Origin of the sequence: Burkholderia sp. JPY481, from assembly GCF_038900515.1 — a bacterium.
GTDB classification, from domain to species: domain Bacteria; phylum Pseudomonadota; class Gammaproteobacteria; order Burkholderiales; family Burkholderiaceae; genus Paraburkholderia; species Paraburkholderia youngii.
Genome location: NZ_JAYMRT010000080.1, coordinates 1 through 2,634, shown reverse-complemented (window position 1 = coordinate 2,634; position 2,634 = coordinate 1). Strand labels below are relative to the sequence as shown.

At 64.3% G+C, this 2,634-nt stretch carries 2 protein-coding genes; both read right to left on the bottom strand.

The window, feature by feature from the left end; all coding sequences use genetic code 11:
* Positions 1-85: 85 nt before the first annotated feature.
* Positions 86-874, bottom strand: a complete 789-nt coding sequence (gene istB / locus VSR82_RS39600; protein WP_498858881.1) for an IS21-like element helper ATPase IstB — start codon at positions 872-874, stop codon at positions 86-88.
* Between the two features lie 7 nt (positions 875-881).
* Positions 882-2,405 carry an IS21 family transposase gene (istA, locus tag VSR82_RS39595; protein WP_498858882.1) on the bottom strand — a complete coding sequence of 508 codons (1,524 nt, stop codon included), beginning with the start codon at positions 2,403-2,405 and terminating at the stop codon, positions 882-884.
* Between the last annotated feature and the right edge of the window lie 229 nt (positions 2,406-2,634).

Genomic DNA, 2,634 nt, shown 5'->3' with positions numbered 1-2,634 from the left:
TGTCACGGGGCGGCGTAATCGAGCCGGGGATGGGCGGCGTAATGGAGCCAGCAGAAACGGGGGTAAAGCGCAGATTCGAACGGGCTCAAGAATGCGGTTTTTTGCCCGGTTTGGCAACCGCGTTTTCACTGTTTCCTGGCATCGGCTTGGGTTTGCGGAAGCTCTCACCTTCGATCACGACGCGATAGGCGCCGTGGCGTAGCCGGTCCAGCGTCGCGGCGCCCAGGATGCGGTTGTCGGGGAACGCGTCTCCCCATTCGCTCAGATCCAGATTTGACGTGACGATGGAAGCCGCCCGCTCGTACCTGGCGGCGATCAGATCGTGGAAGTCTTCGTCGTGGGGCGGGTGTAGCGGTTTGACAGCGAAGTCGTCGATGATGAGCAGTGGCACGCGCACGAACTGCTGGAACTTGCGCTCGTACAAGCCCGTGGCGCGGGCCGCGTGCAGCTTCTTGAGCAGATCCGTCTGCGAGATGAACAGCACGTCACGCCCCTGCCGGGCCGCGCAGTGACCCAGTGCCTGCGCCAGATGGGATTTGCCGACGCCTGTTCCGCCGACCAGTAGAACGCAGACCTTCTCGTCGATGTAGCGGCCGGTGGCCAGATCGTGGAGGTAGGTTCGATTCAGCTTGGGCACCAGATCGAAGTTGAACGTCTCGAGCGTCTTGCCCATCGCGAAGCCGGCGCGGGCAAGCCGTACGCCCAGCTTCTTCGTGTCGCGCCGCGCGATTTCATCGTGCAGCAGCATGGCGAGGAACTCGGTGTAGGCAAGCTGCCCGTCAATGGCTTCACGGTTTCGCTGTTCGAGCGAGTCGAGGATGCCCGAGAGGCGCAGCTGCTTGAGGATGGTGTTCAGTTCGGGACTCGGATTCATGGTCGGCTCAATGGATCAGAAGGGATTGAAGGTCGCGGCCGAAGCGGCCACCGTTCAGGTAGGTATCAGTGGGCGCCGTAGTCGTGGATGGCGCCGCCGCCGCGCTGTCGAGTCCCTTGTCGAGGATCGTCTTGATGGTGCGATACTGGGGGCTGGAGAACGCGAGCGCGCGCTCGCACGCAGCGTTCAGCCGGGCATCGCCGACCTTCTCGCGCAGCCGCACGATGCCCTGGGCGCCGCGCAGGTTCTCAAGCACCGTGTTGTTGAACATCGCGAGGATGACGGCGTGGCAGGCCGGGCCGATATCCTTCGCGCGCGCGAGGCACCACTGGGGATCGTGCTCGAGCCACGCTTGCGCTTCGGGCGGCTGATGATCGCGCACGGTATGGCGGTCGCCGGGTTTGCGTAGTCTCGGATGAGTGGCGACGAGCTCGTGCCGGTGGAACGCCTGCACGACCGTGTCGGTGGCCTTGAGCCACAGTTGCTTGCCCACCAGCGTGAAGGGCACGGAGTACAGCGCCTTCCTGTAGACGACGTGCCCATCCGTATGCACCTTGACCTCGGACCACACAGCCAGTACCGGCGGCACATCGGGCAGGCGCGTGAGCAGCGGCCGCTCGATCGCGAAACGCGTGAGCGGTTGCTCGTGTGTGGTGCCGTGATCGCGCACGCCGGCGTGCTGCATGATCCACTCGCGCAACTGCCGGTTCGCGTCGGCCAGATCGCGGAACTCGCGTAGTGGTACGAAGGACTTCTTGACGTACTTGACTCCGGATTCAACGATTCCCTTCTTGGCCGGGTCGTGCGGCGGACATGGGTCGATGCGGAAACCGTATGCTTCGGCGAGCCCCGCGTAGGAGCGCTGAACCTCAGGACTGTGCAGGCAGTGCCGGATGATCGCGCACTTGGCGTTGTCGATCGTGACCCGGGAAGGACAGCCCCCGAACCATTCGAAGGCACGGCGATGACAGGCCAGCCACGTCTCGACGGTCTGGTCCAGGACGACCTCGGCATACTGGTGCCGGGACCAGCACAGGGTCATCACGAAGATCCACGTCTTGAGCGGGATACCGGACTCGTGCGTGAGCACGGGGCCGGCGCCAAAATCAACCTGGGCGGCTTCGGCGGGCGCGAACTCGAGGATCGTCGTTGCCTTGACGACGCGTTCGGCCGCCAGACGGCGCAGCATGCGCTTCACGGCATCGTAACTGCCGGTATAGCCGTGATTGCGCTGAAGGGCTGCATGGATTGTGGTGCCCTGGACGCCGGCGGCGAGCCACTCGCGAACCTGCTCGCGGTACGGCTCAACCGTCGAGACGCTACTGCGTGGCACCTGTCTCGGAACGCTGTTGAGGACGCTGGCGATCTCGGGGTCTTCCGGCATGGGCTGCGCCGGATCGAGCCAGCCTCGCGACTGGGCTTCCTGCCGTAGTGCTGCAAGCTTGGCTCGGCCCATCAGGCGTCGCCGCGCGATGTCGCGGTCGGAATCACCGCGTCGCATGCGCACAAGGATATGACGATACTCAAACAATTCGAACCTCCTGTTGGCCATAGGCGCTCCGCTCAAAAAACGGAGCGTACCGACTTGGAAAGTTCGAACTGCGCTTGGGCCCGCTACCGCTGGCGCCCCGGGCTGGCTTCTTTACGCCGCCCATGAGGTGGCTCGATTACGCCGCCCCTGGACTGGCTTCATTGTGCCGCCCCTCAGGTGGCCCGATTACGCCGCCCCCGGATTGGCTCTATAACGCCGCCCGCTGACA

Coding starts and splice junctions, on each gene's coding strand:
- istB (WP_498858881.1), bottom strand. CDS start 874: ATGAATCCGAGTCCCGAACTGAACACCATCCTCAAGCAGCTGCGCCTC.